Annotated in this window: 24 protein-coding genes; 13 read left to right on the top strand and 11 right to left on the bottom strand. The window is 61.9% G+C overall.

Annotated features, from left to right (window positions below; all coding sequences use genetic code 11):
• The first annotated feature begins 163 nt into the window (after positions 1 to 163).
• The gene (locus tag AC1DVN_RS13890; protein WP_477993927.1) at positions 164 to 805 is read left to right on the top strand and encodes a DUF4232 domain-containing protein; all 642 of its coding nucleotides are present in this window, start codon (positions 164 to 166) and stop codon (positions 803 to 805) included.
• 1 nt (position 806) lies between these two features.
• On the opposite strand, the gene AC1DVN_RS13885 is transcribed toward AC1DVN_RS13890, so the two are convergent.
• Genes AC1DVN_RS13885 through AC1DVN_RS13875 form a run of 3 tightly spaced genes read right to left on the bottom strand, consistent with a single transcriptional unit; the run spans position 807 to position 3,156 of the window.
• Complete coding sequence (locus AC1DVN_RS13885; RefSeq protein ID WP_238076598.1) at positions 807 to 1,877, bottom strand: ABC transporter permease; 1,071 nt, start codon at positions 1,875 to 1,877, stop codon at positions 807 to 809.
• Positions 1,874 to 2,743, bottom strand: a complete 870-nt coding sequence (locus tag AC1DVN_RS13880) for an ABC transporter ATP-binding protein (protein WP_134998905.1) — start codon at positions 2,741 to 2,743, stop codon at positions 1,874 to 1,876. Before AC1DVN_RS13880 ends, AC1DVN_RS13885 begins: the two co-directional genes overlap by 4 nt.
• Complete coding sequence (locus AC1DVN_RS13875) at positions 2,740 to 3,156, bottom strand: GntR family transcriptional regulator (RefSeq protein WP_007729675.1); 417 nt, start codon at positions 3,154 to 3,156, stop codon at positions 2,740 to 2,742. The genes AC1DVN_RS13880 and AC1DVN_RS13875 overlap by 4 nt, the downstream gene beginning before the upstream one ends.
• Before the next feature lie 308 nt (positions 3,157 to 3,464).
• On the opposite strand from AC1DVN_RS13875, the gene AC1DVN_RS13870 reads away from it, so the two are divergent.
• The 4 genes from AC1DVN_RS13870 to AC1DVN_RS13855 are packed head-to-tail and all read left to right on the top strand — an operon-like array spanning position 3,465 to position 7,573.
• Positions 3,465 to 4,424: an ABC transporter substrate-binding protein gene (locus AC1DVN_RS13870; RefSeq protein WP_092764868.1), complete on the top strand. Its 960-nt coding sequence runs from the start codon at positions 3,465 to 3,467 to the stop codon at positions 4,422 to 4,424.
• Between the two features lie 7 nt (positions 4,425 to 4,431).
• On the top strand, positions 4,432 to 5,466 hold the full coding sequence (locus tag AC1DVN_RS13865) for a FecCD family ABC transporter permease (protein ID WP_477993926.1): 1,035 nt from the start codon (positions 4,432 to 4,434) through the stop codon (positions 5,464 to 5,466).
• A complete protein-coding gene (locus tag AC1DVN_RS13860; protein WP_020970985.1) occupies positions 5,463 to 6,251 on the top strand; it encodes an ABC transporter ATP-binding protein in 789 nt (262 codons plus the stop codon). The genes AC1DVN_RS13865 and AC1DVN_RS13860 overlap by 4 nt, the downstream gene beginning before the upstream one ends.
• Entirely contained in the window at positions 6,251 to 7,573 is a 1,323-nt protein-coding gene (locus tag AC1DVN_RS13855; protein ID WP_477993925.1) for a bifunctional adenosylcobinamide kinase/adenosylcobinamide-phosphate guanylyltransferase, read from the top strand. The genes AC1DVN_RS13860 and AC1DVN_RS13855 overlap by 1 nt, the downstream gene beginning before the upstream one ends.
• Positions 7,574 to 7,575: 2 nt before the next feature.
• Here the strand turns inward: AC1DVN_RS13855 and AC1DVN_RS13850 are convergent, their stop codons facing one another.
• Together AC1DVN_RS13850 and AC1DVN_RS13845 are read right to left on the bottom strand one after the other, a co-directional pair.
• Entirely contained in the window at positions 7,576 to 8,361 is a 786-nt protein-coding gene (locus tag AC1DVN_RS13850) for an IclR family transcriptional regulator (protein ID WP_141488298.1), read from the bottom strand.
• Positions 8,358 to 9,896, bottom strand: coding sequence for an APC family permease (locus AC1DVN_RS13845; RefSeq protein WP_283567727.1), 1,539 nt, complete (start codon positions 9,894 to 9,896; stop codon positions 8,358 to 8,360). The genes AC1DVN_RS13850 and AC1DVN_RS13845 overlap by 4 nt, the downstream gene beginning before the upstream one ends.
• A gap of 348 nt (positions 9,897 to 10,244) precedes the next feature.
• Here AC1DVN_RS13845 and AC1DVN_RS13840 point away from each other — a divergent pair, with 348 nt between their 5' ends.
• The 8 genes from AC1DVN_RS13840 to AC1DVN_RS13805 all read left to right on the top strand — a co-directional run bounded on the left by AC1DVN_RS13840 (position 10,245) and on the right by AC1DVN_RS13805 (position 16,745).
• On the top strand, positions 10,245 to 10,835 hold the full coding sequence (locus tag AC1DVN_RS13840) for a MauE/DoxX family redox-associated membrane protein (RefSeq protein WP_477993924.1): 591 nt from the start codon (positions 10,245 to 10,247) through the stop codon (positions 10,833 to 10,835).
• A gap of 43 nt (positions 10,836 to 10,878) precedes the next feature.
• Positions 10,879 to 11,487, top strand: a complete 609-nt coding sequence (locus AC1DVN_RS13835; protein ID WP_019745575.1) for a redoxin domain-containing protein — start codon at positions 10,879 to 10,881, stop codon at positions 11,485 to 11,487.
• A 75-nt stretch (positions 11,488 to 11,562) separates the two neighbouring features.
• Positions 11,563 to 12,234 carry a methylamine dehydrogenase light chain gene (locus tag AC1DVN_RS13830; RefSeq protein ID WP_037128911.1) on the top strand — a complete coding sequence of 224 codons (672 nt, stop codon included), beginning with the start codon at positions 11,563 to 11,565 and terminating at the stop codon, positions 12,232 to 12,234.
• Complete coding sequence (locus AC1DVN_RS13825) at positions 12,231 to 13,550, top strand: hypothetical protein (RefSeq protein ID WP_477993923.1); 1,320 nt, start codon at positions 12,231 to 12,233, stop codon at positions 13,548 to 13,550. Before AC1DVN_RS13830 ends, AC1DVN_RS13825 begins: the two co-directional genes overlap by 4 nt.
• Positions 13,547 to 15,136: a multicopper oxidase family protein gene (locus AC1DVN_RS13820; protein WP_477993922.1), complete on the top strand. Its 1,590-nt coding sequence runs from the start codon at positions 13,547 to 13,549 to the stop codon at positions 15,134 to 15,136. The genes AC1DVN_RS13825 and AC1DVN_RS13820 overlap by 4 nt, the downstream gene beginning before the upstream one ends.
• A 27-nt stretch (positions 15,137 to 15,163) precedes the next feature.
• Positions 15,164 to 15,511 carry a plastocyanin/azurin family copper-binding protein gene (locus AC1DVN_RS13815; protein WP_003940240.1) on the top strand — a complete coding sequence of 116 codons (348 nt, stop codon included), beginning with the start codon at positions 15,164 to 15,166 and terminating at the stop codon, positions 15,509 to 15,511.
• Positions 15,511 to 15,834 (top strand): cupredoxin domain-containing protein, encoded by a 324-nt coding sequence (locus AC1DVN_RS13810; protein ID WP_019745578.1) that lies wholly within the window; start codon positions 15,511 to 15,513, stop codon positions 15,832 to 15,834. Before AC1DVN_RS13815 ends, AC1DVN_RS13810 begins: the two co-directional genes overlap by 1 nt.
• Positions 15,835 to 15,908: 74 nt before the next feature.
• Positions 15,909 to 16,745: a methylamine utilization protein gene (locus AC1DVN_RS13805; protein WP_477993921.1), complete on the top strand. Its 837-nt coding sequence runs from the start codon at positions 15,909 to 15,911 to the stop codon at positions 16,743 to 16,745.
• Between the two features lie 95 nt (positions 16,746 to 16,840).
• Here AC1DVN_RS13805 and AC1DVN_RS13800 read toward each other — a convergent pair whose 3' ends face one another.
• From AC1DVN_RS13800 to AC1DVN_RS13775, 6 genes are read right to left on the bottom strand one after another with little or no spacing between them, the layout of a single operon-like run.
• Positions 16,841 to 17,530, bottom strand: a complete 690-nt coding sequence (locus AC1DVN_RS13800) for a SanA/YdcF family protein (RefSeq protein ID WP_153211500.1) — start codon at positions 17,528 to 17,530, stop codon at positions 16,841 to 16,843.
• Between the two features lie 25 nt (positions 17,531 to 17,555).
• Positions 17,556 to 19,289 (bottom strand): ABC transporter ATP-binding protein, encoded by a 1,734-nt coding sequence (locus AC1DVN_RS13795; RefSeq protein ID WP_153211499.1) that lies wholly within the window; start codon positions 19,287 to 19,289, stop codon positions 17,556 to 17,558.
• Positions 19,286 to 21,088: an ABC transporter ATP-binding protein gene (locus AC1DVN_RS13790; protein WP_477993920.1), complete on the bottom strand. Its 1,803-nt coding sequence runs from the start codon at positions 21,086 to 21,088 to the stop codon at positions 19,286 to 19,288. Before AC1DVN_RS13790 ends, AC1DVN_RS13795 begins: the two co-directional genes overlap by 4 nt.
• A 23-nt stretch (positions 21,089 to 21,111) precedes the next feature.
• Entirely contained in the window at positions 21,112 to 21,459 is a 348-nt protein-coding gene (locus tag AC1DVN_RS13785; RefSeq protein ID WP_477993919.1) for a cupredoxin domain-containing protein, read from the bottom strand.
• Positions 21,460 to 21,469: 10 nt separating this feature from the next.
• Positions 21,470 to 23,032: a multicopper oxidase family protein gene (locus tag AC1DVN_RS13780; RefSeq protein WP_477993918.1), complete on the bottom strand. Its 1,563-nt coding sequence runs from the start codon at positions 23,030 to 23,032 to the stop codon at positions 21,470 to 21,472.
• Positions 23,029 to 23,913 (bottom strand): ABC transporter substrate-binding protein, encoded by an 885-nt coding sequence (locus AC1DVN_RS13775; RefSeq protein ID WP_477993917.1) that lies wholly within the window; start codon positions 23,911 to 23,913, stop codon positions 23,029 to 23,031. Before AC1DVN_RS13775 ends, AC1DVN_RS13780 begins: the two co-directional genes overlap by 4 nt.
• Between the last annotated feature and the right edge of the window lie 930 nt (positions 23,914 to 24,843).

Below are 24,843 nucleotides of genomic sequence, written 5' to 3'. Positions count from 1 at the left end.
CAGGTCATTTCTCATGCTAGATCCGCAGCGGCAATCCATCCGGGAAGTAGGTCCTGATCACCGGCGAGCCTGATTCGTTTCTGCACATCCGGCCTCGGATTCGGATATACCGGACACGGATGTTCCGGAGCCAGTTGTCGACCAGCTTGAGGAGTACAGAGCGATGAATCCCAACCGCATGCGCAACGTCGGCTTGTTGGCGGCTCCTCTTGCTGCTCTCGCCCTTCTCAGCGGTTGCGGCTCGGATGAAACGGGAACGGCCGAGAATTCACCAGCACCCGCCTCAACCACGACCGCCTCTGCGCCGACGACCCAGACCGGTACTGCCGCACCTTCGACGACCCATACCGATCACACCCAAACCACAACCTCGACGGCACCCAATCCCGAAGGCTGCGCGATCGGGGAACTGAACGTCACCCTCGGCGAGTCGAGTGGCGCCGCCGGTTCTGTGGAGCTTCCGGTGGTCTTCACCAACACGAGCGGCCGCACGTGCACGCTCGACGGTTTCCCCGGCGTCTCGTATGTCACGGGAGCGTCCGGAAGCGAAGTGGGTGCTGCCGCCGGCCGCTCCGGATCCGGTTCACTCGTCTCCCTTACCCCTGACTCTGCCGCAACGTCTTTGGTGCGAGCTACGAACGTCGAGAACTACCCGGCAGATCAGTGCGGCGTGACCGACGTTGCGGGACTGAGGGTTTACCCACCCAACAGCTACGACTCGGTCTTCCTCGCCTACCCCACTAAGGGATGCTCGATGACCGGCGCGAACATCAATCAGCTGACGGTCGCGCCGGTCGCCCGCTGAGTCACGGCTTGAGGCGTCGTAGGCCCCAGAGCGCCGGCAGGAGGAACAAGCCCGAAAGGATCAGGACGAGTGCAGCTTCCGTGAACTGGAAACGCCAGAACCGATCAGCTGAGTGGTAGCGAACTTCGTAGTGGTCGACGCCGTGTTCCCGCAAACAGATCTCCATCTCTCTGTTCTGCTGCGCTGAGAGCACATCCATGCGGAGGCTGTACTCGGCGCCGGTCTCCTCCGGGCGCTGGTCGTACGGGTTCTCGCCGCCTGATCCACCCCACGTGCACTCGTCGTATTTGATGTCGACCCAGTTACCTCGGAGGTCGACATATCCCTGCGCGAGTTCCCAATTGACCGCGGGAATACTGGTATCGCTCGAATAGTAGGAACTGAATCCGGCGACGGGTGACGTTCGGACACTCGGCTCGGCGTAATCGGGTCGTGCAACCAACTGAAATGCTGCCAGGATCGCAACAACACCGACCATCGTGATCGCCATTGCGCCGATCGAACTACGCACCAGCAAAGCCAGAGCTGCTCCGAGCATGAGTGCCATGAATGTGTATGCACCCAAGACCAGTCCGCTGGATTGAAAGAGCGGATACGACAGGTTCGATATCTCGACGAAAGTCGAACGCCCGGCAACAAATGCATACCGGGAGTTGTCCGGGAGAGATCGAGCCCATTGCAGTGCAAATCCGAGCAATGCCGAAGCCACAGAAATCGGCAGGAAGACGATCAACACCCGGGTCCAGAACCAACGAGTCCGACTGACCGATTGAGTAAGCCCCAATACGTGCGTTCCCTGTTCGATATCCCGCGAAAACACGGTGACACCGATCAACACGCCGAGGAACACCGGCAGAGCCGTCGCAACCACTGTCGTCAGGGTGAGAGCAGTCTCTGCCGTGCAGATAGCGGTGATGTCATCGAAGCAACTGAGAGGCGATCCGAAGAGTTGGGCTTGTCCGCCGCTCTTGATGATCGCACCACTCGACAAGACAATGACTGCTAATGCCGCGAGGAATCCCAATGACACAATGAGCGATGTCCGGTGGTGCCGCCACGTAACCCAGATCATGCCGCCACCATCGTTTCTGCGCTCAGGTGCCCGAGCACCACGTCGTCGAGAGTTGCGTCGTCGATCACCCAGCCGGCCCGAGGGCTCGGACGGACTCCCTCCACCACATGAGAATTCGACCGCATCCCCTTGTCGGTATGAATGACCGCACCGGCGCCGACCACGTCCGAGGGATCGCCGTCCCCGATCAATACGTAATGGGCAGCGATCAATTCATCCAACGGACCGGACAATCTCGCGTTTCCGCCGCCCAGCAGAAGAAGTCGATCCGAGATGTCTGCCAATTCGGAAACGATGTGTGAAGACAACAGAACCGTGGTGCCGTACTCGGCAACGTCCTCGAGCAGAGTGGTCGCCACAGACCGCCGTGCAACCGGATCGAGATCTGCCAGAGGCTCGTCGAGTAGAAGCAGCTGCGGTCTGCGTCCGAGCGCCAAAGCCAGTGCAACCCTGGTTCGTTGACCTGGTGACAGAGTCTTCGCCTTTGCATCGAGAGCAATCCCAGCGCGCTCCACCAGATCCAGAGCGTACTTCGCATCCCACTTGTCGTTGGTATACGCACCGAATCGAAGAAGTTCTGCAACAGTGAATTTGGGATACAGCGGCTTGTGCTGAGCGAGGTACGACAGGCCTGGGCAGATGCCGTCCTGATCCGGCGTGCTGCCCAGGACGGAGATCGAACCGTGGTCAGGCATCGTCAACCCGACAGCCAAGGACATCAGTGTGGACTTGCCCGCTCCGTTCACCCCGACCAGGGCAGTGATGCTTCCTGTCGCGACCTCGAATGTGCAGGCGTCGAGCACCTTCTTCTTGCCGAAGCGCTTGTCCACGTCCTGCATCGTCAGTGCCGATTCTTGCGCAGTCATGATGTCTCCCCCTGCTTTCCGGACGGATCCGATTCGATGAACGTCTTCTCGAGCTCCAAACTCACCAATGCTTCGATGTCCGTGCGCTCGAGTCCGGCGGCCACGGCATCTGCAACCCAACGCGCCAACTCACGACGTAGCGCAGAGCTTTCCGCCATACCGGGCTTGGCCAGGGACTTCACGACGAACGTGCCCAATCCGGGCCTCGGGGCGACAAGTCCGTCGCGCTCGAGTTCCTTGTAGGCCTTCAGGACTGTGTTCGGGTTGATCGCGAGCGCTCCCACGACGTCCTTGGCTGTGGGCAGCCGATCCCCGACTTGGAGATCACCGAGCCTGAGCGCCTGCTTCACCTGAAGGACCAATTGCACGTAAGTGGGAATGCCGGATCGGCGGTCGATACGGAAGTCGATCATCCGAACCCTTTCACTAGTTCATTAGTGGAATAGATATTTACCCTGCCTTGACCTCCCTGGTCAAGCCAGACGACCCCTGTAAAGTGCAGATGCCCCGGTTCACCGGGGTGCCACGCTGCTCGTGTGAAGTTCGGTGAAACCCCGGCACTGTCGACGCAACTGTGAATTCGCCCGTCACTACTCGAGGCGAACGAGTCAGGTCACCGGCCTCGTGGCGACACGATGGTTCTCGGACGAAGGACCGCTCGTGGCGCTTCGCCTCGCGGCCGCGCTGCTCGCGACCCTTCACCACTAGCGGAGGGGTGGCTGTGAGTACTCGGCCGACACGTAGATTCAGATCTGTACTTGCAGCACTGACGGTGAGCACCGCACTGCTTGCCGGTGCCTGCAGTAGCTCGACGTCCGATGCACCCGCAACCACAGCCGCCTCGGACGGCTCGTTCCCGGTGACTGTTGTTTCCGGTCCCACGGATTCCGGCACGGACATCACCATCGAGTCACGTCCGCAGTCGATCGTGTCACTCAGTCCCAGCGCCACCGAGACCCTGTGGGCCGTCGGCGCGGGCGATCAGGTGAGGGCCGTCGACAATCAGTCCGACTACCCGGCCGGTATCCCGGTCACCGATCTCTCGGGCTTTCAACCGAACGTCGAAGCCATCCTCGGCTACGCACCGGATCTGGTGATCGCATCGGATGACATGAACGATCTTGTCTCCGGACTGCAAAAGGCGAAGGTACCGACACTCCTGCTACCGGCAGCCACAAGCATCGACGACGTCTACGCCCAGATCGAGCGCGTCGCGAAGGCCACCGGCCACGAGGACAAGGGCACCGAAGTTGTCGATACCATGCGCTCGGACATCGACGCCGCTGTCGCCAGTGTTCCTGCGCGCCAACAGCCGCTGACGTACTTCCACGAACTCGACTCCTCGCTCTACACCGTCACGAGTTCGAGCTTCGTCGGGCAGATCTACTCGCTGTTCGGAATGAAGAGCATCGCCGACGCCGCGGGGCAGGGCGACTATCCGCAGCTGTCCGCCGAATTCGTGGTGCAGGCCAATCCCGATCTCATCTTTCTCGCAGACTCCCAATGCTGTGGAGTGACTGCAGAATCCGTCGCCGCCCGGCCCGGGTGGAGTGGCATGAAAGCGGTTACCGGCAACCAGATCCATGTGCTCGACGAAGACCTCTCCAGCCGCTGGGGACCTCGTGTCGCCGATCAGGTGAAGGCCGTCGCGGCCATCGTTGCCCAAGTTCCCGCGGCCTGAGCACTCGATGATCAAAGCCGGTATCTCCCATCATCGGACGGCCGTTCTGCTCGGCGCCGCGCTGATTCTGTGCGCTGCCTTGCTGATCGGTGTCCTGGTGGGGCCGGCCGGTTTGACGCCTGATCGGACCATTCTCGAACTTCTGGACGGAATCCCCGGCATCCACATCGATTCCGGTCTCACCGCGACACAGCAGGCGATTCTCTGGCAGATCCGGCTTCCGCGAGTAGTCCTGGGCGCGTTGGTCGGAGCAATGTTGGCCGTTGCCGGTGCCGCCTACCAGGGCGTGTTCCGAAATCCCTTGGCAGATCCGTATCTCCTCGGAGTTTCCAGCGGAGCCGGACTGGGCGCAACCCTCGCCATCGTTTCGGGTGGAGCGCTGGGCATGTTCGGAATTCCCATGGCCGCCTTCGTCGGTGGTGTGCTGGCCGTGTTCGCAACTTATTCGCTCGGCCGAAGCATAGGCGGGCCGCAGAACGCGGTAGTCATCATCCTCGCCGGTGTCGCAGTCGCGGCGTTCACGAATGCAGCGCAGACTTTTGTCCAGCAGCGGTTCGACGATTCACTTCGCGAGGTCTATTCCTGGCTGCTCGGCGGATTGTCCACCGAAGGTTGGTCGGAAGTTCTGGTTGTCCTGCCGTACGTTGCGCTGGCATCTGCCGTCATCCTGGTACACCGACGCGTACTCGACGTGATGGCCGTAGGTGACGTCGAAGCCGCCAGCCTCGGCGTCGACCCGGCCAGATCACGCCTGGTACTGGTGCTCGCCGCAACTCTGGGAACGGCGGCGGTCGTGAGTGCAAGTGGACTGATCGGCTTTGTCGGAATCGTTGTTCCCCATGCGGTTCGACTGGTCGTCGGCCCGTCGCATCGACTGCTTCTGCCCCTGTCACTCATGCTCGGAGCGGCGTTTCTCGTCCTCACCGACGTTGCCGCCCGCACGGTCATGGCACCGGCCGAACTCCCGATCGGCGTTGTAACCGCGATGATCGGCGCTCCGTTCTTCCTTCTGGTTCTGCGCCGCAGCCGGGTCTCGGCATGACCGACAGCGCAGTGCGGTGCCGCGACCTCCGAGTCAACCTCGGCGGCAAAGACGTCGTCGACGGCATCGATCTCGATGTGACACCCGGCGATTGGGTTGCCGTGGTCGGGCCGAACGGCGCCGGCAAGACAACCTTGATGCATGCCCTCGCCGGATTGATTCCGTCTACCGGTGAGCTCTCGGTCGGGGGACTGAGTCCTCGCAATTCCAGCCGCAAGGCGATGTCCGCCGTCGTCGCGTTGATGCCTCAGCGTCCGGTAGTACCCGAGGGCTCAACGGTTAAGGAACTGGTTGCGCTCGGCCGCACTCCCTATCTACGACGCTTCGGAACCGAAACCGCCACTGACCGTTCGGTGATCTCTTCGGTGATCGAGAGGCTCGACCTCACCGAGTTCGCAGATCGACGAGCCACCGAACTTTCCGGTGGCGAATTGCAACGCGTGGTCCTGGCTCGGGCACTGGCCCAAGAACCGCAGGTACTGCTCTTGGACGAACCCACCAGCGCCCTCGACATCGGTCACCAGCAGCAGGTTCTCGACTTGGTGGAGGAACTGCGTGAAGCCGACAACATCACGGTCATCGCCGCGATGCACGACCTCACTCTCGCGGGTCAGTACGGTCGACGAATCGTGCTGCTGGACAAGGGCAGCGTGGTTGCCGACGGCACACCCTCAGCGGTGCTGGAGGCAGACCTCCTCGGCCGCGTGTACGGCGCCCGGGTCGAAATCCTGGACCGGCCCAGCGGTCCCATAGTTGTTCCGATTCGGCAGGAAGGCACCCGCTGATGGAATTGGTGATGCTCGGCACCGGCGCTGCCGACGGTTGGCCGAACCCGTTCTGCACTTGCCCTTCCTGCCTGTCCGCCCTGTCGAGTGAAACCATCCGCGGGCACACTGCTGCCCTGGTGGACAACAGAATCCTGTTGGACTGTGGACCCGAAGTACCGCGTGCCGCGTCGCGATTCGGTCGCACGCTGGCACACGTGGAACACATCCTGTTGACGCACTCTCATCCCGATCACCTCGGCCCGATGGCATTGCTGTTCCGGTCCTGGGCCTCGCGCACCGAACCACTACAGGTTCTCGGACCACCCGACGCGCTCGCTCTCTGCCGAGACTGGGTGGGCCCGGATGACCCGGTGACCTTCACACCGCTCGAGACCGGCCAGTCGATCATGTTGGGCACCTATCGTGTTCGCGCACTCGAAGCCGCGCACGAAGTACCCACCCTTCTCTACGACATCACCGACGCATCCGGAACCCGAATCTTCTGGGCCACCGACACCGGGCCTCTGCCCGAATCCACTGTCGACGCACTTGCCGACGCGCGTTTCGACGCCGTCTTTCTCGAAGAGACCTTCGGCCACAAAACTGATCACGGCACCGGGCACCATGATCTGCCGAGTTTCGCGGAGACGGTGACCCGACTACGCAATTGCACCGCGATCACCGATCGAACCGATGTGGTCGCCGTACACCTCGGGCACCACAACCCAGTCGAAAACGAACTCTCGGAAGCACTTCGCTTGTCCGGGGCGCGAGCGGTTCCGGATGGAGCTGTGCTCGAGATCGGGGTAGGACAGGGCCATCGAACTCTGGTCACCGGTGGCGCCCGCTCGGGCAAGTCCACTTACGCGGAGGGCCTGCTTGCCGGCTACCGGAACGTCACGTACATCGCCACCGGGGATCCGCAGGACGACGATCCCGACTGGATCGAACGAATTGCGTCGCATCGCGCGCGGAGGCCGTCGACGTGGACGACGGTAGAGACCTCCGAAGTCGCCGAGATTCTCGCGGCCGCAACAACACCGATCCTGCTCGACTGCCTCGGCACGTGGTTGACCGCACGTCTGGACCGACATCAGGCGTGGGCGACAGAAGATCTCAGCGCCGTCCACGCAGATATCGACGTCTTGGCCGACGCCTGGACCGCCTGTCCGGTTCCGATTGTCGCCGTCACGAACGAAGTGGGAAGCGGCGTCGTCCCGGACACGAAGTCCGGGAGGCTGTTCCGCGATCTACTCGGTCTGGTGAACAGCCGCATCTCCAGTGAATCGGAGTCCGTGGTCCTGATGACCGCCGGGCTCCCCCTGAGCCTGCGCGTGTGACGTCAGAGCAATCCGGTGAGCTGACGCGCACAATCGAGTAGGAAACCGACCAACTCTCGATCCTCGTCCGTCACTCGCCCGCTCGCTCCCTGAACACACAAACCGCCTGCCACCTGGTCTGCGTGATCTCGAACCGGTACTGCCACCGCGGATCGACCCAGGCGGCATTCCTGGTTCTCGAATGCAAAACCCTGCAGGCGAACAGACCTCAGCTGCTCATACAACGCATCGAAATCACCGAGGGTGAACTCCGTGACCCGGCGAAGTTCCAAACCCGAAAGCAACCGCTCGTCGTGCGCCAACAGAACCTTCCCCAGCGCATTCGCGTGAAGGTTCTTCGGCAGCGCCGCTATTCCGATGATCTCGTGATCCGGATCCTTGTCGACGAACCGCAAGCGCCCACCGGCGAATGACGCGACGTGCAATCCGAACCTCGTGTGTGTCCGCATGTCCTCGACGCGCTCGTGCAGCGTCGGCGCCGGACCACTCGACGACGCCGCATGCGAGAGCTCGGCAGTCCGACGCCCCAACGCGAACCCTGACAGGTCCGGCACCCGCACGAGAAAGCCCTCCGCCACCAGCAGATTCAGCATCCGGTACGCCGTGGCCGATGGAACGCCTGCAAAAGTGGCGATCTCCTTCGCGGTTGTTCCCGGTCCCAGATGAGCCACCGCCTCGAGCATCCCCAGCGCCTTCTGAACCGCACGCGGTTGTTGTCCACTGAAGTGGGTCTCTTCGCCGATCTGTTTTCCTGATCGTGGACCAGCGGTTGCACGGTCCGCGGTCACCGCCCATGCTCCGGCGAGTCACCCTCGGAGGTCCCACGATCCGGAACGAGTCGCCTTCGCCCGTCACCGTCGATCAGCAGAGTGCCAGCACCGGGCAACAGGTCCGCCGTCTCGACGCTGTCGAAAGCGCCGACCATCAGAAGGCTTTCAGGTCTGGCTCTACGGAGCAATGCGCTCCACACTGTCCCCGACACCGCAACAGCAAGAGCAGCGATCGGCAGTGCCCACATCCCGTGAACCGCACCGTCGAGAACGATGTAGACCAGTAGACCAGCACCGGCGGTACTCACGGACACGGTGCATATCCGGGTCAGCGACGTATGTTCCCCGATTCGGCGCAAGAACTTCCACGAAGCAAAGGCCACCAGCGTGTAAGCGCAGACCAACGCGGTCTCCACCACGCCGTCGAAGGATCCCGAATCGTCGCGAACCGTATCCGAATAGATGAATACGCCTGCCGCACTTACCGCGACGAACGCAAGTACCGCAACGTACGGGGTGCGGAACCGTCTGTGCACGCGAGCGAGCGGCGCAGGCAGTACCCGTTCGATCCCCATCGAATACAACAACCGCGAACCCGCCTGCGCACAACCGAGAGTGGATGCGAACCAGGAACACGTCATTCCGATCTTGACTGCCAGAACCACCTCCGCGCTGGCCCCCGATGCCGTTCCCTCGAAGTACGCTCCGACGATCGTCGCGCCGTGGCCGGTCATCGCCGCCCAGGCCGCAAAAACGAAGAGGACCCCGCAGATGATCGGCGAAATGAGAACCGTGCGTGTGACGCTGATGAGTGGTCGCTTCGCTTCCGGGCCGAAGAAGGCCGAACTTTCGAAGCCCGCCATGCTGAGCACCGTCAGCATCGCGAGAAACGGAACTGCACTCAGCGACGGATTCGGCAGGGCAACAGCAGTTGTCGTGTCACTGTGCGTCGCCAGCATGACCACGACGATGAGAATCAACGAGCACGCTTCGACGACCAGGATCGCTCGGGTGGCGAACCGGACGCCGCGCACTGCAATCCACGCGACGGCCAGGGCAATCGCCACCGTCGTGATCACCGTCGCGGCAGTCCCTCGCACGTCGGGGCCGACAATGGCGATGGTATCGAGCAGACTCGGAACTGCCTGTGAGAAAACCGAAACCGAGATTCCGAGATACCCGAGTACCAGTGCGGCACCCGCCGTCAGTGTCGCCCGGATACCGGAGCCTTGGAAGACGAAGCTGTACAACGATCCTGCTGCGGCCAGTCTCCGCGTGAATTGAGTGATGCAGAACGCAACGAGAAACACCGCCGAAGTTGTCGCAGCAATCGCAGCCAACCCGACGTAGCCGGGACTGTAGGTGATCATCCACAGGGCGATGAACACCATTCCCGTTGCCGGAGCGATCGTGGAGAGTGATTGCCCCAACAGGTCGATCGGGGTCAAACGTCCTCGTCCGAGACCACGGAGCGGGGAGAACACGGGCTCACTGTGTTGATCCGCATTCTGCGCTCGCGTGATCGCTGCACGCAGTGCCGCACTCACGGCCATGTGTCACCGTCCGTCGCGTCCAGGCCCGAACCTACGAGCGAATTGTCAGAATTCGGTCAAGTTAGTCCGCTTATGTTTCCGCGCAGTTTCCACGATGGCGCGCACAGAACTTTCAAGTGAGAATCCGACTCTGTTTCCCACCCAGCGTCATGCCGGATCAAGGGCGGCCGACGGTATCCGGCCCCTCCGGGAGCACCTTGACCTGCGAGTTCTCCGATTCTCACACGACAACTGCTCTCTCAGTTGCACCTAGTCCAGGCGTAGCGCGGTCGACGCGGGTTCGCAGCATCGCCCGTACAGGATGTGTCCCACACACCACCGGCACTACCCGAGAGGAACGGAGGAAGCATGGACTTGGTCAGCGCCACCACTTCGGCGATCATCGGATTTGTTCTCCTGCTCGCCGGCATTCCCAAGCTGAACGACCACGACGGGGTCCTTCGTTCGGTGCGCGGATACAAAGTGTTGCCGGTGCGACTCGAAGTACCGATCGCTCGCATCCTTCCCGTCGCGGAAACCGTCGTAGGCATCCTTCTGGTTCTCGGCGTGGCCCATCGCCTCGCCGCCTTGGTTGCTGCCGTCATGTTCGCGTCGTTCTTCACGGGCCTCACGATCAACCTCCTGCGTGGGCGACGCGATCTGGACTGCGGATGTTTTGCATTCGGAGTCGGCGAGATTCCGCGTATCGGATGGTTCCACGCCGTTCGCGCCGGAACACTCGCGGTGATCGCAGTGGCACTGTCGGTCACCGCCGGACAGGCTGAGATCGGCGTCCAGGTCGTGGCGGCGACCTTCGGATTCCTCCTCGTTCTGGCTGGAGTTGCTCTCGCACAGATTCGTTCGGTGGTCCACCTCGGACGACGCCCGGTCGACGACTACCTGTCGAGCGCCTCCATCCGCCTCCGAACCGCCGAAACCGGGTCCCGGTACGGCTCGTGACTCACATCCCCACCACTGAAAACTCGAAGGCAGGACTACCACGATGACCACTTTCCTCCTTGTCGCGACAGTGATCCTGGTGATCGCCGTAGCCGTACTGTTCTTGATGGTTCTTGCTCTGGCTCGAGAAATCGGCCGCGTACAAGTACGTCTCGGACCTCTCGGTGCCCGGATGATGGATACCGGCCCCAAGGTCGAACAGGCCGGCCCGTCGTTTGCCGGTCTCATCGATCAGGAAGGACGGACCGTCGGAGTCGGTGGTCACCGCGACAAACCTCAACTCCTGCTGTTCACAGCACCGAGTTGCTCGACATGCAAGAGCCTTCTTCCCGGCGTAAGGGCAATGGCCCGAGCCGAATCGGATCTCGACGTGATCATCATCTCCGACGGAACACCCGAAGAGCATCGCGAGTTCCTGGCCGGCAGCGGGATCGGTTCCGAGCTCAGTTACATCGACGCTCGAGACGTCGGTATCGCATACCAGGTGGGCACCACTCCGTACGGCGTGATTCTCGACGAGCACGGCAAGATCCGAGGAAAGGGCCTGTGCAATCACATGGCTCAGGTGGAAAGCCTGCTCAATGCGCTCGAATCCGGCACCCCCTCACTCCAGCACCTTCATGCCCAGGCGAAATCCGGCAGCGCGGCCTGATCTTCCTGCACAGTTCGATCCTCTTCACGAATCAGGAGAAAATCGTTGGACGACAATGAATTCCCGCAGCACAACATGACGGAGAATCGATATCCCGTCGACGAGGCGACAGTTCAGGCCCAGGCCGAATGGATGTCGGGCCAGGGCGGTTCGCTCACCAGTCGAACCGGACGTAAACTCTCCGAACGAGTTTCGCGGCGATCCATGATCAGTCGGATCGGCAAGTGGACCATGGGAGTGTCAGGAGTGGCGCTGATCAGCACACTTCCTGTGACACGTAGTGCCTTCGCCCAAGAGCCCGAGGTTCCTGCGCCGGCACCTGGCCCCGAACCTCTTGTCCCTGTCTACGACGGTAAAGATCCGGCCGAGTGCGAGTACTGGCGCTGGTGCAACATGGACGGAACGTCCTGTGCCGCATGCAACGGCGGCGGTGTCACCACCTGCGCCCCCGGCAGCAAGCCCGGCGCAGAGTTCTGGGTAGGATGCTGCACCAACCCTGATACCGGCAAGACCTATCTGATCGCCTACTACGACTGCTGCGGTGCACCTTCGTGTTCCAACGCATTCTGCGGCGAACCGGACATGCAGGCCGTGATGTACAACCCGGTCTCCGGAAGCTACGACCAGGAAATCATCTGGTGTGTCTCCGACGAGTCTCAGGCATACACCTGCACGATGGCGCCCATCATCGGTGAGGACTGCCAGACTCGACCGGCCGAGCGCCCCAAGGTCGGTGCCGGATCATGAGCAGTTCGCGAACCCGAAAACTGGCGCGCCCGGCCGTTGCCGTCATCCCACTCACCGTCGTACTCGCGCTGGCCGGTTGCAGCTCGTCCGACAACGACGAACCTTCCAGCGCAGGCGATGTCACCTATCCGACAGTTCCGTTCACTGCTCCGGGCGAGGGGATCTCCCTCGGTCACGACGACCAGGAAATCGGCGATGCCATTCCCGAGCCGTTGCACGTCGGTTCGATCACCCCGATCGCAGCTGACCGCTTGCTGGGCGTCGAAGGTGGATTCGGCCAGCTCGAGCTCAGCGTCAACGTCATCGATCCGAAAACCGGTGTGGCCGAGAGCCGAATCACCGTCGGCCCGGGTATCTGGGATCCGGTCATTCACGGATTCGTCGGGGATTCCGCCGAGGATCCTGCGGTGCTCGCTGCCGAGGTGTGGCGCCCCCGAGGTTCCCGCGGCGCAGCAGATTTCACGGTCAGCACCTACTCCGGAAACCTGCTGGAACCAGCCGAGGTCATGCTTCCGGACGTCGCACGCGTACATTCCCGTCCCGGCTCGAACGCCGTCACGTCCGACGGCAAGTTCTTCGTCACGTGGGACGACGGTTTGTACGGAATCAGAGTGGTCGACCTCGAGAAGAAGGAAGCGACCGGTGCACTCCAGATAGTCGGCTGCGGTCCGTTCACGTGGATGGTCGATCACGAGCTGTACAGCGTCTGCGAGGACACCCGGGAACTGCTGCACGTCACGATCGGTGACGACGGTGTTCCGAAGGAAACCGCCCGAAGCAAGGTCCTACCCGAGGATTTTGTCTCCACCCGCAAGGTCACGTGGGCATCGGAAGCGAATAAAGCCTTGCTGGTCAGTGAGAACGGCGATGTGTACGTCTTCGACTTCTCCAACGGACTGCCTCAGGAAGGTGTCAAGCCGATCGGAAACGCCGGGCAGGACTCCGGTCGATTCTCGGAGAACGTCATCAACGCCGACGCAACCCGGCTCGCAATCGCGTACACGGACACGGCTATTCATCCGGACTCTGCTCGGGGAGGCTCACTGGTCAAGATCGACTTGTCCGATGCAACGACCTTCGCCCCGGTGAAGAGCTTGACGCTTGCAGACCTCGGCTTGACAGACATCAAGAGCATGACCTTTTCCGTCGACGGCGCCACGTTCTACGTGCTCGGTACCGGACCTGAGGTCGAAGGCTCCGCTCCGCAGAAGATCGTGGGTTACAACGCGAGCACCGGCGAGCAGGTCAGTTCCGTCGATGTCTCGGGCAACGTCGGGGATGTCAGCGGGTTGATCACACCAGAAGTACTCCGATGAGTCGTCCCGGATCCGGTGTGGTGATGGGCCGGCGCCGCTTCCTGAGTTTGGGAGCACTCGGCGCCGGAGCACTCGGGCTCGGCGCAATGGGGACGATTGCCGGATGCAGTTCCACTGCAGCATCTCCGACGCCCACAACCGATCTCGACTACATCCTGCCCGCCGACCCCGAAGTTGCCGCCGCAGAATCGGCGCGAGCCTGGAACGGGACCACCGCTGCGTTTGCCCTTGCCGCCGGATTCTCGACGGTAGATCTTGGCGGACGCCTCGTGGACACGTGGACGTACGGAGGCGCTGCGGTGGCTCCGGAACTTCGACTGAAGTCCGGTGACCGGGTGAACGTCAGCGTCCAGAACGGCCTCGACGCCGAAACAACACTGCACTGGCACGGAATTCGAATCCGCAACGACATGGACGGCGCGGCACCCACCACGCAGGCACCCATCGGCGCCGGTTCGAGTTTCGAGTACAACTTCATCGCACCGGATCAGGGAACGTACTGGTACCACTCGCACAGCGGATTACAAGCCGATCGGGGGCTCTTCGGCGCCATGATCGTCGAGGATCCGAACGACATCACCGGGGCCGACGCCGATGCCGTTCTGGTGCTCGACGACTGGCTCGACGGATTGGGTACCACACCGGATTCCGTCCTGATGGCCCTGAACCCGGCAATTTCGGGCGGGCACGGCGGACACGGCGGTGGGGCAACGACTCCGGCGGAACACTCGGAAGCCGACATGTCCGTCGCGCAACAGTTGGTGAGCGGTGGACACGGTTCTTCCGAACCACTCGGCGGGATGACTCAACACATCGCGTATCCACTGCACTTGATCAACGGGCGGCCACCCAACGATCCTGCTGTCGTCACTGCAGCGCCCGGTTCGACCCTTCGACTGCGAATCATCAACGCAGCGGCCGAAACTCCGTACCGGTTTGCTGTGGCCGGTCACGAGATGACAATCGTCGCTACCGATGGCTACGACGTGGAACCAACTCCCGCCGACACCATCATCGTCGGAATGGCCCAACGCTACGACGTACTGGTGACGGTGAAGTCGGGAACATGGCCGGTGGTGGCGAAGGTCGAGGGCCGAGATGGATATGCGTCGACCGTCCTACGCAGCACCGACGCGTTGGCGCTGGCGAATCCGGATGTGGGCGGAAACCTCTCGGAACTGGCCGGCCGACTGGTCACCGAAAGCGAACTCCGGCCCACGGAATCCGCACGGCTCGAGACGAAGTCGCCTGATCGCGACTACCACATCGAATTGATCCAGGCCGGCGATCGGTACGTCTGGGGAATGGCGGGAGCCGATGCGGGCAAGCTCGTCATGAAACAGGGCGAACGGGTCCGGATCACGATGAAGAACACGTCCACGATGTGGCACCCCATGCACACCCACGGCCACACGTTTGCGGTACCGGATTACGGCGGACTTCGCCGCGACACCGTCAACGTCCTACCCGGCACCGAGCTTGCCATCGAGTTCGACGCCGACAATCCCGGCGAGTGGATGTTCCACTGCCACAACGCCTACCACTTCGAGGCCGGCATGACGGCAAATCTGCGTTACGTCCGCTGACAAGTCGAAGAATGGAGAGAACACCTCATGAAGAAACTCGTTCCCGCTTTCCTGGCCGCGTGCGCCGCCCTGAGCCTCACCGCCTGCAGTAGTGATGCCGGTGCGTCGTCGGACGAACCTGCAGTCGTGATCGAGGTGAAGAACATGGCGTACACACCGGCATCGGTCACCATCGAGAAGGGACAGACCGTCGAATGGAAGTTCGACGACAGCGGACTCCCCCACGACGTGGTCGGCAACGGTGATCTCGACGGGAAACTGAAGAGCGAGTTGCTCACCGAGGGAACCTTCTCGTACACGTTCGACGACGCCGGAACCTTCACCTACCACTGCACGCCCCACCCGATGATGGTGGGCACCGTGATCGTTCAATAGTGAGGAGGTGGATCGTCGGCTTCGGCCTCGCTGTCGCGGCGACGTGTGTCCCAGCTTGCGGCACAGAAGATCCCGTCCCCGACGTGGTGGTCGAGATCAGCAATGTTCAGTTCAGCCCGATGGACGTCACCGTGGAACACGGCGGCACCGTCGAGTGGCGCTTCGACGACGGTGGACTCCTGCATCACGTGGAATCACCCGGCCTGTTCGACAGCGGTATCACCGGAGACGGAACGTTCCGGCACACGTTCGAAAGTGTCGGAGTCTACGAATATTCGTGCTCCGTCCACCCGTACATGATCGGCGTCATCACAGTGCTGTGAACTCTGGCTCATCACATTTCGCCGCGACTTCGGCTCAACACTTTTCTTGAACCACAAACACTTCGGAGGATCTGATGACTACTGTTCTCTCACACGGCCCACTGCAGACCGATGTCCCTGACATCCGGCCGACCCTTCAAGGCTCGGTCGGCACCGCGACCCGTGTCAGCCTCGTCGCGGCGGGCGCCGCTGCGGGTGCCGGCCTCGCACTCGTGGCCACGCCATCTGCGACAACAGCTTTGACCACAGCTGTTATCGGCGCCGGATTGGTTACGTCGCTGGCTGCGAACTGGTCGACCTGCGGAATGTCCGTCGCCGGAGTTGTTGCCGCGCCGAAGCAGGTAGATCGGAAGGGATCCTCGACTCCCGTCCGCCGACTCGGCTGGCACGCTCTGGGTTCGGTCACGACGGGAGCCGTCACCGGGGCATTGATCGGCGCTCTCGGTGCGGCGATGTCCGGGTACGTCCCGATCGGCTGGGCGCTGGGCGTCTGGGCCGTCGTCGCGGTTGCGTACGGGCTGCACGAGTTGGGTGCGGTGAGGATGCCGACTCCGATGCGGCGCCAACAGCTTCCGCGCCATCTGCGCCGCACAATGGCGCCCTGGAAGGTCTCGCTGATCTTCGGCGCGATCATCGGTCCGGGATTTCTGATCTTCATCCGCTCGAGTGCGTACTACCTCCTGGCACTCGGCGTCATGGCTTCGGGTTCACCGACTCTCGGGGCGGCGCTGTTCACGGTCGTATCCCTTGGCCGCTGCATGCCCAGCCTCGCGGCAATCGTGCACACCAAGCGCGGTGGCTCGATGCCGGGATTCCTCTCAATCATGTGCGTCTTGGACCGTCGCGTGCAGAGCGTCACCGGCGCGGCATTGATCGCACTGGGAGCATTCGCCGCCGCGGCACTGATCTGACTCTCGACCGAGCACCCTTCACCTCGAGTGAACACACGCTCCGACTCTCCGGAGCGTGTGTTCGCTCGACAGAAACCGTGCGCACTCACCCCGCGTCAGGGAATCGACAGCGCCACCTGGACCGAGTCCTCCGTCGGCGACGTCACCTTTGCGTCCCGACTCCACAGCATGTCCAGCGCTGCCTTGGGCTTGGCAAGAACCCACTCCCGCGCGGCGTTCTTGATCAGCGTCGGAGTTGCGCACCCGCAATCGCTGTTCACACCGTCTGCGTCGATGCCGACGTCTCGGCACAACGCAACAGCGCGGGGCACGTGATACCCCTGAGTGACGATCAACGCCTTGGTTACCCCATACGTATGTATGGCCCGAAAGCAGGTGTCATAGGTGTCGAGGCCGTACGGATCCCCCACGATGCGACGCTCATCTATTCCCTGCTCCACCAGGTAGTTCGTCATCGCCGCGATCTCGTCACCCGAGCCGCCGTTCGCGTCGCCGGAGACCAGGACCGCTTTAGCCTTTCCCGCTTCCACCAGTTCGACTGCTGCGTCCAGCCGCCCTTTCAGGAAAGCCATCGGCTTACCGTCCTTGATCTGCGCGCCCAGCACGATCACAACCGGAGCGTCGGGAGCATCGGCGGCGTCTGACGTATGTCCGGCCGACGCCACGGAGATCCACACGATCGAGCCCGCGTAGACAACTGCTCCGAGCACCGCAATGCCTGCGACCCAACGAGGCCACCTGCGCTTGCGCGGCGGTTTCACTGGATCTGCAGCAGCTTCGTCCATTCGTCGATCAAACCACACGGTTTGCTCATGGCTCGAGTGCTCGGTCGATCCTCCATCCCTCCGCGCCACTGCGCTCGGCCCACAGACCCGAGTACTTTCCACCTCGCGCGATCAGGTCTTCGTGGGAACCGACCTCCTCCACCCCTCCGGCTTCGAGGTAGACGATGCGATCTGCTCCCTGAATAGTCGACAGGCGATGAGCGATGATCACCACCGTTCGACCACGGGCCAATCGGTGAATTGCCTCGGTGATGGCGACTTCGTTCTCTCCGTCGAGGGCGGAAGTCGCTTCATCGAGAAGAACAATCGGAGTGTCCTTGAGGAATGCCCGCGCAATCGAGACCCGCTGACGTTCACCGCCGGACAGCAGTGATCCGCCTTCACCTACCCTGGTCTCCTCACCGCTCGGCAAACGGTCGATCACTTCGCCTAGCCTGGAATCCACCACTGCTTGACGGACCTCCGAGTCGGTGGCATCCGGTCTCGCCAACCGAACGTTCTCCAGGATGGTTCCGTCGAACAGGTAAACCTGCTGTGAGACAGTCGATATCCGAGTCATCAATGCTCTCGTTCCGATGTCGCGAACATCGGCTCCCCCGATGGATACCGCACCTTCGTCGACGTCCCAGAATCTGGAGATCAGCCGAACCAGAGTTGTCTTTCCGGAACCGGAAGGACCGACCAGAGCAGTGACCGAGCAGTCCGGGAATTCGAGGCTCACGTTACGAATCACGCGATCCGGGCCGTAGCCGAAGGAGACCGAATCGAACCGAATATCATACGAGGTAGGCTCTTTCGGCACCTCGGGCTCCGCCAGCACCGGTACATCGATCATCTCTCGGACAGATCCGAGCGACACCCGGGCCAGTGAGATACCTTCACCGAATCCTGCGAGCATTTGCATCGGCTCCACAAACCTCACGGCCAACACGAGAACAACGATCACGCTTGCTGTGTCGATGGACCCGGTGGTGACCAGCAGTGCCGCCAGAACCAGCACGGCGAGAAAGGCAACCTGAACGACGATCATGAACCGCAGTAGATACTTGTCGACCGATCCGATTTCCTGCAGGTGTGCGTCCCGGTTGGACACAAGAGCTTCGTCCAACCGAGTCCAGCCTTCGCCACTCTTACCGGCCGAACGTAGAACTTGCTGCGCCTGTGCATATTCGACGACGCGCGATGCCAACTCGGATTCGCTCTTGCCGATCGCCTCGTATTCGGGAACAACCGCCCGCTGCACGTTGCGGTAGGCCCGAATCCCCAGTGGAACGAAGACGACCATCGCGAGGGACAGTCGCCAGTCCACAAACAAGACAGCGATCGCCACTGTCGCTGGAGTCACCGTGACGGTGACGAGTTGCGCGATGATCATTCCCGGGATGCTCATCAAGATAGCCGTGCCCTCGGTGACCAGGCGAGTGAACGCCCCACGGTTCGCCTTGCTGAACCACCCGAGCGGAACCTGCACCAAGTGCTCACCGAGGCGATGCATGATTCCACCGGCAAAACCCTCGATTCCGATGCGGTACGCCCGATTCTCGGCGATCCACCGTACGGCGCCACAGGCCACCGCCACGAGAGCAGCCGTGACAACCCACGGCACTGCGGCGTCGTAATCGCCGCGAACCACCGCTTTCAGGATCGGAATCATCAGTGCAAAGACGACACCCTCGAGTATCCCGGCGAGCGTGAAACCTGCTATCTGACCTCGCATCCCATTGTCGCGCCCGAGGATTTCGTCCAGGTCTCGAATCATTGCAGCGCCTTTCGCGGAGATATGTCTTCCACGAGGGGGTTCTGGAGCGCCCACATCCGCGCGTAGGTTCCGCCGAGCGCCGACAACTGTTCGTGCGTACCCTTTTCCACGATACGTCCGGCGTCGAGAACGAGTATCTGATCTGCGTGTCGGACGGTGTGCAGTCGATGAGCGATCACCATCAGGGTGCCGCCGTCTGCACTGATCTCGCCCAGTGCGCGTTGAACGGCCGATTCACTGTGGGGATCGGCCTGCGAAGTCGCCTCGTCCAGGATGACGATCGGCGGGTTCTGAAGGATGGCGCGGGCGATCGTCAGGCGTTGCTTCTCCCCACCCGACAGCTCACCGCCCGAACCACCACCGATCTCGGTGTCATACCCGTCCGGCAGTCGCATGATCACGTCGTGAATCTGCGCCCGCCTCGCCGCTGTCTCCACTTCCAGATCCGTTGCATCCGGTCGACCGAGCCGAATATTCTCGCGCACGCTGTCCCGCAGGAGCACAACATCTTGGAAGACGATGGCCATCGATCTCAAGACTTCACGACTGGACTGATCTCGTAAATCGCTTCCGCCCAGTCGAATAGACCCGTCCGTCACGTCCCAGAACCGCGGAAGTAGACGCGCCAAAGTGGTCTTGCCGGAGCCGGAGGGGCCAACGATCGCGGTCACGGTGCCCGGTTGCATCTCGAAGGAGATGTTCTCGAGGACGCGCTGCCCAGTGGTGTATTCGAAGCCGACGCTGTCGAATTCGACCAAAGTGCTGCGAGCAGGCACTGCATCCTGAGGTTCGGCCAGCTCTGGTTCGCCGAGGATGCTCTCGACGTGAGTCGCTCCCAGTTGGCCTTCGCGGTAGAGGTTGGCCATCGTTCCCATGTGCAGAACCGACGACGGAACACCGATTCCGACGACCAGAAAGGCAACAAGAGCTACCGGGGTAATCCAACCCCCGGACAACATTGCAGTTCCCGTCGCCGTGATGACCACGATGAGTACCGCCGGTGAGAGGAGGATCGACATAGTGACCACCGGCCTTCCCATCCCCGACATCCATCGCACGCACACCGCAACCATCGAATCGACAGCGCTCGAGTAGCGCGCGAATGCGCGACTCCCACTCCCGTACGTCTTGACAACCTCGATACCGTCGCCCAGTTCTACTGTCGCAGAGGTCAATGTCGACATTGCAAGATTCCAGGAGTCGACGTTCGTTCGATAGGCTCTGCGCATCGACGGCGCGGCAAGAGCGAGACACACTCCGATGTAGCCGACCAGGACCAGGCTGAACTTCCAGTCCATCGCCACCAGATAGATCAGGGCCACTATCGGCGACAGGATCGCTGGTACCACGTCGGCGGGAAGGTGAGCGACGAGAAGATGCATCCGCTTCACGTCGTCGGTCATCGCCTGCTTCACTTCACCGGTGCCACCATTTGCAAACCACCCCAGAGGAACTCGGGACAGATGCCGAGCGATACGCGAGCGGATCGAGTATTTGAAATGCGCGTCGGCGGTGTGGCACACGGTCAGCGCTGCGTTGTAGACGACAAAACCGAGAATTGTGCCCGCTGCACCGATTGCGGCCCACAGCCAGACCAGGTTCAACGACGAGTCGGTCAGGAGCACCCGCGCGATCTCGACCACCGAAACGTAGGGCAGGAATCGTAGCGGCACCGACAGCGCCGACAAACCCGCACCCAGGAGCAGGCGATTTCTCACGGGAGCGATCATGCGGCCCAAAGCGTCTCGGTCGACCAGACCAGGCGAGTCTTCGAAGGCCACAGTCTCCTTCACTGTCATCGAGTTCACTGTCATCGAGTTACTCACTCTTCGACGACGATCGTGCCGGTCATGTTCGGATGTGTTGTGCACGTGTAGGTGAACGTTCCGGCTTTGTCGAAGGTCTGACTGTAGGTTCCGCTTCCTTGGAGATCGCTCTTGATCCCCAGCTCGGCGAACACGACATCGTGCGGCATTCCCTGGTCCTCGAAAATCCACGTGACCGTCTGTCCTGTGTGCACAGTGACGGTGTTCGGTGAGTACGCAAGGTTCTTCACCGAGATCTCGACCGGCGCTTGCTCGGTGGAACCCTGTGATTCACCTCCGCACGACGTCAGCGTGAACACCGCTGCAACAGCGATCAATGTGGTCAACCCGGTGCGAACTGACATTCTGCTCTCCTCATCGAACGTAGTGGAGGTCGGCAGTCATCCCGGCCTCGAAGTGGTACGCGTTGTGACAGTGGAACATCCACCGTCCTGGATTGTCGGCGTCGAAGTCGATCGCCAATTGTGCACGCGGAAGTACGATCACGGTGTCTCGGCGAAGCCCGCCGTACGAGGGAACCGAGAAGGTGTGCCCGTGGGTGTGCATCGGATGCCACATATCGGTGTTGTTGTTCATGACGATTCGTATTCGCTCGCCCTGCTTCATGATCAACCGACCCACATCGGTGCCCGCCATTCCCCAGACGTATCGATCCCCGGCCTGGATGAGATCAACCGAATACTCACGATCCGGTACCCGCTGTTCCCACGCGCCCGACGGTCGAAGCGTCGGTTCCAGAACGAGTCGGCCGCCGGACCCTGACAGCACTGCAGGAGAAGTCAGGTCGACGCTCGCAACCGAATCCGGTGTCCGAAGCAGGCACGCGGCGCCACCTGGCTTTCCTTCCACCTTCGCGGCGACAGGCCACGAACCGGACTGCACCGTCACCAATACGTCGTATCGCTGCGCGGGTGCGATCAGAATCTCGTCTCCGGCTGTGTAGGCGATGTCCTGCCCGTCAGCACTGACAACGGTCAACTCGTGCCCGGCGACAGAGAAACGGTACGGAGTCTCCGCCCCGGCATTGATCACCCGCAATCGAAGCCGTGTTCCGGCCGCTGCACTGACGACGAAGGGATCTTCCACAGGCCGTCCGTTGATCAGGTGCAGTGGATACGTGATGTGCGTTGCCATTCCACCGAGCGCCTCGGAATTACCGTGACCGCTGGCGAGAAATTCTGCGGCAGAATCAATCTCTGCATCATCGACTTCCGGTGGAGCTCCGCCGTGCCCGTGGTGTCCTCCCTGTACGTCCGGTGACAATGCGCGAAGCACTGCATCCGGGGTTGTTCCCAGCCCGTCGAGCCAGTCGTCGATCACGATGACGACGTCCTCGTCGGCTCCGGTCCGGTCGTTCGGGTCCTCGACCACGAGTGCACCGAATAGCCCTCGATCGGCCTGCAATCCTGAATGGGAGTGGTACCAATATGTTCCGTGATCCGGGGCCACGAAGTCGTAGGTGAACTCTGCACCTGGTCGGATTCGTTCCTGGGTGACCGGTGAGACACCGTCCATGTCGTTGCGGATCGCAATGCCGTGCCAGTGCACCGAGGTCTCCGTCGGAAGGTCGTTCAGCAACCGAACGTTGAGCCGGTCTCCCTTGGAGATTCGAATCTCCGGACCCACCGCTTCTGCACCGTACGACCATGTGTCCACCCCTCTGGCGCCCAGACTCACCAGAGCGGGTGCAGCTGTCAGATTCCGTTGGACTGTGTGCCCGCTACGAAATCTCGCCTGTTCGGCAGCACGTACTTCGTCGTCGAACGGTGAAATCTCAGAACTGGTTTCGTTCGCCGAGCCACGGCTGCACGCACTCAATGCCACAGAACCCAAAGCCACAGAACCCACAGCCGCAGAGCCGAGAGTCACCGCTCCCCATCGCAGAGCCAGGCGCCGACTCAACGCACTCGAACTCATGCCGTCAGCGCCGTGAATTCCTGATAGCGCGTCGCGGCAACAGCTTCGGTTCCGGTGCCGGTCAGATTGCCGGCAGCCATGGCATCCATGTCCTCGATCATCCAGAAAGTGGCGAAGGGATGAGTGGCGAGCCACATGTCTCCGTTGACCTTGGCCACTCGGTTCTCCTGCACCGCTGAAAGACTCGAGAACCCGGGAACACCGGCAACCTTGCCGAACTCGTACACGCCCTCGTCGAACACGGCTACGATCCGAGCATCCTGCGCCGGGATCGCCTCGTCGGACAGGGGCGCATACGGCAGTCCTCCAGCGGCATTCGCTCGCTGGGATTCCGGACGCCCGAAGCCGCTCTCCGCCAACAGCAACGACGGCGGCGCCTGCTCGGTGGTGGTGGCAAGGATTCCAGAACTGCTCATCAACACCGACACGGTGTTCGCTTCACCACCGGACCGAGCAGAGACGTCAGCGATCTTGCTCTCCAAAGCGACAGTCAACTTGTCGGCAACCGACTGACGATCAAAAGCGCGTCTGAAGAAGGCAAGATTCTCACGCCACGGAGTTGTGACGGCCGGGACCGGCACTGTGGGGACGGTCGACGCGAGGGAGCCGTAGTAGCTCCGATCGCCCATCGACGTGAAGATGACCAGTCCAGGATCCTGGGCGAGGACCTGCTCGATCGGGGGTGCACCGAGCGGCGGCACCGTGACCACCTCGGTACCCGCTGACGCCAAGATGTCCTGGCCGATCTCCGATCCCCACGACGTGAAGACCACGTCAGGGGTGATGCCGACGGCAAGGAGACCGAGTGCGGCGTATTCGTCGAGGGAAACAATTCGCCCGAGGTCGCCTGAAACCGACGTCTCACCGAATTCGTGGGACACAACACGCGTTCCCTCGGCAGGTTCCGTCGTCGGTCCCGCCTCACTCGAGCTACAGGCGGCCGCAGTCAGGGCAACGACACTGACCAGCAGCGAAGCACCCAGCCTCGATAGGTAACCGGGTCGCGTTTTCAACTTCATGGTGTCCTTCAGCTTCGAAAAATCGGGGGGCCGCTACAAATCCGAGCACTGCTCGGATTTGGCAAGTAAACCTCACCTAAGTTCATCCGTCAATCGGTTGCGTCGACTACGCGACCCGATCCGACGCCGCTAAGCTCGGTCGGACCATGACTGCGCCATCACCTGACAAGAAGTCCGCCGCGAAATCACAGCGCCGCCGGAGTTACAACACCGGGATCACTGCGGACGCCGTGCTGACCGTGGCGCTCGGGCTCAGTCGCGAGCACGGAGTCGAGGGCTGGTCGCTGCGGCAGCTGCTCAGCGAACTCGATACGTCGTTCTCCGTCGTCTATCGACTCGTCGGAGATCGGGACGCACTCTCGGCTGCGGTGGTCGACAGTGCAGTGTCGGCCGTGAACGTGCCATCCGCACAAGAAGATTGGCGTCAATGGCTGACGCATCTGCTCTTGCAGATGCGAGAGGCCTTGATCGAGTGTCCAGGCGCGGCACAGTGGCTGCTGATGAACGGAGTTGCCACCCAGCGCAGCCGGGAACTCATGGAGGCCGGATTGGCTTCACTGACCGCCGCCGGGTTCGGGGAAGAAGCCGCTCAGGCTTACACCGTCGCCTTCACTTCGACAACCACACTGATTGCCATGAACGACGCCAGGCGCATTCCCAGCGGACAGCCTTCACCCGATCACAGCGCGATGCTGGAACGCCTGAGCAACTACGGACCCTCAGATCCCCGTTCATCGATGGAGACACTGATCGGGAAATTTGCCGGTCCACCGGATGCTGCGGAAGCAACAC

The sequence above is a fragment of the Rhodococcus sp. P4_E4 genome (genome assembly GCF_056401575.1).
Note: the sequence above shows the minus strand (reverse complement) of the source record. Positions and strands in the feature narration are given on the sequence as shown.